The organism is Okeania sp. SIO2B9, from assembly GCF_010672505.1.
Classification (GTDB): Bacteria; Cyanobacteriota; Cyanobacteriia; order Cyanobacteriales; family Microcoleaceae; genus Okeania; species Okeania hirsuta.
Genome location: NZ_JAAHGK010000373.1, coordinates 1 through 5,970, shown reverse-complemented (window position 1 = coordinate 5,970; position 5,970 = coordinate 1). Strand labels below are relative to the sequence as shown.

Here is a 5,970-nt window from a genome sequence, read left to right as displayed (position 1 = left end):
ATATCATGTCCGGTAGCATCGGTCTTGTATAGCAAAGGTAAGGAAGAAGGAAGAAGGAAGAAGGAAGAAGAAAGAGGGAAGAGGGAAGAAGGCTACCCTCGCAAGAAAAAACCATCATTTCCTGTAGATATTCACCCTTAGGTTTACACAAACGATATAAACGGACATGATATTATCCGGATTAATTCCTCTTTCCTTGAGCATTTATACTGCTCTGTCTGCACGTTGTTTTTCCTGAATAGTTTTGTAGAATGAGCGTCTTGCCTTTTAGTTGTTTTATCCTGAACAAACACTCAGCTCTTGGTATTAGCGGTTAAAGAGATGATTTTTTCCTAGGGGTAACATTCTTAGTCGGGTATTCAAAGCGATCGCTTTGGATGACCTTTAAATTTTTACCTCTTGATTTACTAACGCCCAAATTTAAACTTTAGGTGCAACTGATGACTACTTCACAAAATCCAAACAATCAAAACACTCAAGCAAATCAAAAAAATTTCTTGCACAGATTTATTGAATCTTTCCGTAGAAATAGTACGGTATTTGTTGTTGCTACTATTGCTAGTATTATGATTTCTATCATAGGATTTGTTGTTGATTTTGTAGAATTTCAAGCAATTATCCATCCTCCAATAGATATTAGCAATTATAAATCGGGGTCGGTTTTGGTCAAAATCACAGGATGGTCAGAAACATCTTATAATTTTGCTGAACAAGATGGAACAGATGGACTCAGAGCTTTTTTTGTTCAGAGATTAAAAGGAAAATCTGAACAAACTTCTATGATTTATACAGACCATCAACCTACGGATCGAATGCTAAATAAAGGTGTATCTCCAGAGAAAGATATTAGTGTTCTTAAAAATGTAGACTACGAAGGCACAATTCCTGATATTACCAAACCCATATCAAAAAGAAATTCTCAAACGCTTCTTGCACGACTTATTCAGGCCAGTAGAAATGAAGAACCTGTTTGTCTTTTTGTTTATGGTATACGTGATAATGAAAAGTCTCAATTCTTGAATATTATAGACTTTAAAACAGTGAATCAAAATTTTCAAGATGAATATAATACTCTTATAAAGGAAGAAAATCTACATAGGAAACAAGATAAATTAGTTAAGTTAACTGGGGATGCTTGCTCTGGTCTTGGTAAACCCTTATTTGGGTAATTATCAAACCCACATTCCGCACCACAAAATGTAGTATAGAAGAAGGAGTCAGGAGACAGGAGACAGGAGACAGAATTTTAGAAGAAAATCATAACTGCCGCGATCGAGTACATGATCGAGCAAGTATTTATGCTTCATTATTTACTCGGAATTTGATCGACGAAAAAAGTAATTGAGATGACTTGCATAGTATAAATACCTACCAAGCTACGGATTTATATACTACTTTTAATGATACAAATTGAAGTGCGAAATGTGGGATCAAAATATCAATCCTTGGTTGATAGATACTTTGACTCTCGAATATGAGCTTTCGTTAATCAACAGAAACCTGGTTTTTTAACAACCATTAATATTTTGAGTGAATAGAGAAAATAGGGAACAGGGAACTCTAGGGTTTTGCGGACCAAACCCGTACAAATTATCCTATTTCTCATCATCCTCTTCTACTAATTGAACCAGGTTTTCCAAAGCACCATAAACTCTTGGCAAATTATCGATAGTGAAATTCCCAGAATCTTTGATAAAATTGTCTGCAACAAGCTTTCCAAACTGCCACAAATTACCATCTGTCACTATTCCATATACTCCCCTGAAAAAATTATCATTTATTTTCTGTGACGCGAATAACTCCGCCAGACATTGCCCCCAACCATGCTCAAAATCATTTCTCTTAGCTTCAACAACAATAACAATAGGCTTTTCTAATACAGTTTTACCAAGTTCAGAACGTCGTGAAAAAATATAATCAGGTGTTCCAGAGAGAATTTCATCATAAGAAATACTTTTGCGAATCCAAAATGAATACTTCTGATAATATTTCTTATAAACCTCACGCAATAGTGGCGAGATTATAATTTCACTGCGAGATGCTTCTGAAGCAAACAAATCTATATTTTCTTTGTTAAATTCAAAGTCTTGGATAAAACTTTCAGAAGGCAATAATTCCTGACTAACTATGAAATTCTCTTCTGAATATTTAATTCTATACTTTTTTTGTACATCCGAGATTGTCTTAAAATCACTGAAAGCCATATTTGATATAATGTTAGTTACAAATGGTAGAGACGTTGTATGCAATGTCCCTACTAAATCAGAAGGGCTAAACGTTGAAGAAAAACTTCAATTAATGTGTTATTTATCAAGTCATCTTCAAAGAGATGATAATTCAACCCCTAAACCTAGGCGTCAATGGCATAATATTCAAGGAAAAGCAACTTATCCATTAGTAGGAGAAGATGCTCAACAATGGATTTATTGAACTCGTCAAGAAGACACTTATAACTTAAACATACTTATTAACAAAAGCTTCAGGAGTTAGACACTCAAACTCTCCAGTTTTTTCTACAATAGCCTTAATTAATTTATAGTTAGCCGACACAAAACATTGAGCTTTAGCTGTTTTAGCAGTTAAATAAACTCCTGCATCCTCTCTAGGAATATTACCTGAATTTTTAATTATTTCTAGTTCATTTTCATCCAGTAGAACATAACAGACTTGAAAATATTGCCATATTTTATCGACTATTTCTCCACTCCAATCTTTATGTTTTAGACGTTTTGCCACTCGCAAAATTTCTGCAAGCAATATTTCTGAAATTACAACTTCAATTAATGCAGATTTTTTCATACCTAAACCAGCCCATTGAAGACATCTAAACTCATTACTTTCTGGAGCAGCGAAACCAATAATATAAACATTAGTGTCGAAAAATATACGACTTGGAGAAATAGTCATTTTTTTAATTTAAAAGTATTATCAAATTTAATAAAGTTAGCGATGTTATTGTGAAATTTCCTTTCTAACTTCTCGTACTAAATTCACTATATCCTCTCTTGATTTATATCCTGCTTCTGCTAAGTCTTTAGCAAATTCTGATTGTAACCTTTCTAGAGGCATTAAAGAATATTGAGAAGATTTATTTTTCCTAAGTTCAACTATCATTTTTTCAATTAAAATAATTTGTTCAGAAACAGGAAGCTGTTTGGCTAAATTAAACACTTGTTCTAACATAATAATATTGTCTCCGTGAAAAATAATAACCCTGTAGGGACGTTGCATGGAACGTCCCTACTTTTTTAAGGGGAATTTAGGGGAATCGTCAATGTACTTCATCTTTATGAGAAATGCTATACATAGAATTTAGAATTAGTAAATTTACCTCATTTTCTAAATTCTACATTCTAAATTCTAAATTCGGAAGCTACTGCACCGTCACCACTTGTTCCGAACTTTCATTTGCCAAGCGATCGACTGCTCGTAAAGCATAAATTCCTGGGGTAACTCTCACCGCATTAGTAGCAGAATTTAATACCTGTACAAGTGACCATTGATTACCATTTTGCTGATACAACGCCCAAGAACGAACATCTCCAGTATTATCAACATTCCAACTAATAACATCAGAATTAACCTGTACTCCTGTAGGTGGTGCGGGAGGTTGGTTATCTAACCACGGCATCGCTGGAGGTAATGCTGGAGTTGGATAAACTGAACTTTTGAACACATTATTTACACCCGCTACATTATCTCGAAACATCTTCATACTAAAAAAGATATTTCCTAAAGAAAGTTGACTTGCTCTCTGACGAGAAATAGCAACTTGTCTCTCAAACTCAGATACTGACCAACCTGCACCTTGCAACTGACTTAAATAGTTTCCGGCATAAATATGACGACGTTGTGGGTTTTGTTGTAACCACCAATTTAACAAAACTGGATAACTTTGTTGAGGGGGGTCGATTCGCCAATAAAGTTGCGGTGCTAAATAATCTACCCAACCCTGCTCCATCCATAATTTCACGTCAGCATATAAACTTTCATATTGATCTAACCCGACAATACCAGGAGGGTTCCCTGGGCGATAAATGCCAAATGGACTAATGCCAAATTTCACATAAGGTTTCTCAGCGTGAATACCTTGGTAAAGACGTTGTACCATGTTATTCACATTCTGTCGTCGCCAGTTAGATAAAGAGAGAGTACCACCAGATGCTTTGTATGCGTTATAGGTTTGGTAGTCGGGGAACTCTTGTCCGCGTTGAGGGTAGGGATAGAAATAGTCGTCAAAGTGAATGGCATCAACGTCATAACGACGGACTACATCCATAATGGTGTTGAAAGTTTGGTCTTGAATAACTTTCGCCCCTGGGTCCATCCAAATGTTGTTGCCGTATCTATAAGCATATTGGGGATATTTGACTGCCATGTGATTTCCAGCAAAGGAACCATCATTGGGACTAAGTTGAGCGCGGTATGGGTTAAACCAAGCATGGAGTTCGATATTGCGTTTATGACTTTCGGCGATCGCAAATTCTAGTGGATCGTAATATGGTTGTGGTGGGGTTCCCTGTTTGCCTGTCATCCAACCACTCCAGGGTTCGATCGGAGAATCATACAAAGCGTCTCCATTGGGTCGAACTTGCAAGACTAAAGCATTAAGGTTAAGTTCTTGCATCCGGTTGAGGATGTTGAGTAATTCTGATTTTTGTTGCGCAACAGATAGACCACGTTGGGATGGCCAGTCAATATTGGCAACGGATGCTACCCATACTCCTCGAAATTCTCTGGGGGAAAAGGAAGAGGGTTGTTGAGCAGTGGCGGTTGGTAGATAGGTGTAGATTTGAGTGAGGGTTAGTCCAAATATTATTAGGGAAACCCAGAGGAGGTTTTTGGGTCGAAAGCGAATATTTTGAGGGATATTAATTTTGGAAAATAGTTTGCTGATTAAGTTCATTTTTGGACAATTTGGATAATTGGCGTTGTTGAATAGTAATAATTTTTAGATTAAGTATCAACGCAAAACATAAGTTTTTCAATTTTACCTTCAGCTACTTACCATTACATTTCAGCAAGGCAGGATAATTTAACTTTATAGTAAATCTAATTCTCCTTAAAAGGAGAGACTTTCAACCTTTGGGAATTAATTATCAATTTTATTATTTGTTAATATTCTTTAAATTTTTTGAAGTTATAGCTGATTTATCAAGTAAATATTAAGAGGATGAATTCTTTACTATACTTAGGCTTTGCGATTTATCGTTCAGTCAGACCCAAATTACTAAAAGCTAGGTAATATAAGACTTTTCCAGGGTCATGCTGCGCAAACAGCTAAGTTTACAAATTAGCTCTTAGTACAACTGTAGTTTTTTATGGGTTAGGATGGTGGAGAAAATACTAAAGAAATAACTTTCAGATGGATACTTTAATAAGAATAGGAAGTCGAGGGTATCAAGTTATTCAGCTTCAAGAACAATTAAATAACTGGGGATTTCCAGTCGGGAAAGTAGATGGAATATTTGGCCCTAAGACTCTTGCTGCAGTTATTCGTTTTCAGGAATATCATAATTTAAAGCCAGATGGTATTGTTGGTCCAGAAACAAATAAAATTTTGTTAACACCTCCTAATGTTCAAGCTTTAATTAACGTCATAATAGATACTGGTACGAGTAGTGATATTCGTAGTAGTGTAATTTACGCATTAGGAGACATAAAATCAAAAGAGGCGGTTCAACCTTTAATTAACATTATCACAACTGATAGAGATAGTGATGTTCGTAGTAGGGCAATTGACGCATTAGGAGACATAAAATCAAAAGAGGCGGTTCAACCTTTAATTAACATCATCACAACTGATAGAGATAGTGATGTTCGTAGTAGTGCAATTGAAGTATTAGGAAGGATAGAATCAAAAGAGGCGGTTCAACCTTTAATTAACATCATCACAACTGATAGAGATAGTTTTTTTCGTTTTATAGCAATTGAAGCATTAGGAAGGATAGAATCAAAAGAGGCGGTTCA

7 protein-coding genes are annotated in these 5,970 nt (G+C 35.5%); 3 read left to right on the top strand and 4 right to left on the bottom strand.

What is annotated here, in order from left to right:
• Positions 1-440 precede the first annotated feature (440 nt).
• Entirely contained in the window at positions 441-1,169 is a 729-nt protein-coding gene (locus F6K13_RS14770) for a hypothetical protein (RefSeq protein WP_124145979.1), read from the top strand.
• A gap of 426 nt (positions 1,170-1,595) precedes the next feature.
• On the opposite strand, the gene F6K13_RS14765 is transcribed toward F6K13_RS14770, so the two are convergent.
• The gene (locus F6K13_RS14765; protein WP_287287727.1) at positions 1,596-2,204 is read right to left on the bottom strand and encodes a hypothetical protein; all 609 of its coding nucleotides are present in this window, start codon (positions 2,202-2,204) and stop codon (positions 1,596-1,598) included.
• Positions 2,205-2,214: 10 nt separating this feature from the next.
• Here F6K13_RS14765 and F6K13_RS14760 point away from each other — a divergent pair, with 10 nt between their 5' ends.
• Positions 2,215-2,430, top strand: coding sequence for a hypothetical protein (locus tag F6K13_RS14760; protein WP_287287725.1), 216 nt, complete (start codon positions 2,215-2,217; stop codon positions 2,428-2,430).
• A 24-nt stretch (positions 2,431-2,454) separates the two neighbouring features.
• Here the strand turns inward: F6K13_RS14760 and F6K13_RS14755 are convergent, their stop codons facing one another.
• The 3 genes from F6K13_RS14755 to F6K13_RS14745 form a co-directional block, all read right to left on the bottom strand.
• The gene (locus F6K13_RS14755; protein WP_124145976.1) at positions 2,455-2,907 is read right to left on the bottom strand and encodes a PIN domain-containing protein; all 453 of its coding nucleotides are present in this window, start codon (positions 2,905-2,907) and stop codon (positions 2,455-2,457) included.
• A 45-nt stretch (positions 2,908-2,952) separates the two neighbouring features.
• A complete protein-coding gene (locus F6K13_RS14750; RefSeq protein WP_124145975.1) occupies positions 2,953-3,183 on the bottom strand; it encodes a hypothetical protein in 231 nt (76 codons plus the stop codon).
• A 190-nt stretch (positions 3,184-3,373) separates the two neighbouring features.
• On the bottom strand, positions 3,374-4,906 hold the full coding sequence (locus F6K13_RS14745; RefSeq protein WP_124154488.1) for a glycoside hydrolase family 10 protein: 1,533 nt from the start codon (positions 4,904-4,906) through the stop codon (positions 3,374-3,376).
• Positions 4,907-5,365: 459 nt separating this feature from the next.
• Between F6K13_RS14745 and F6K13_RS14740 the strand changes: the two genes are divergently transcribed.
• On the top strand, positions 5,366-5,970 hold a 605-nt coding region (locus tag F6K13_RS14740), incomplete at its 3' end, for a HEAT repeat domain-containing protein (protein ID WP_287287723.1).

Excerpts from the sequence above, each read along its gene's own strand:
- F6K13_RS14755 (WP_124145976.1), bottom strand. The coding sequence starts at position 2,907 with ATGACTATTTCTCCAAGTCGTATATTTTTCGACACTAATGTTTATATT.
- F6K13_RS14770 (WP_124145979.1), top strand. The coding sequence starts at position 441 with ATGACTACTTCACAAAATCCAAACAATCAAAACACTCAAGCAAATCAA.
- F6K13_RS14765 (WP_287287727.1), bottom strand. The coding sequence starts at position 2,204 with ATGGCTTTCAGTGATTTTAAGACAATCTCGGATGTACAAAAAAAGTAT.
- F6K13_RS14760 (WP_287287725.1), top strand. The coding sequence starts at position 2,215 with ATGTTAGTTACAAATGGTAGAGACGTTGTATGCAATGTCCCTACTAAA.
- F6K13_RS14745 (WP_124154488.1), bottom strand. The coding sequence starts at position 4,906 with ATGAACTTAATCAGCAAACTATTTTCCAAAATTAATATCCCTCAAAAT.
- F6K13_RS14750 (WP_124145975.1), bottom strand. The coding sequence starts at position 3,183 with ATGTTAGAACAAGTGTTTAATTTAGCCAAACAGCTTCCTGTTTCTGAA.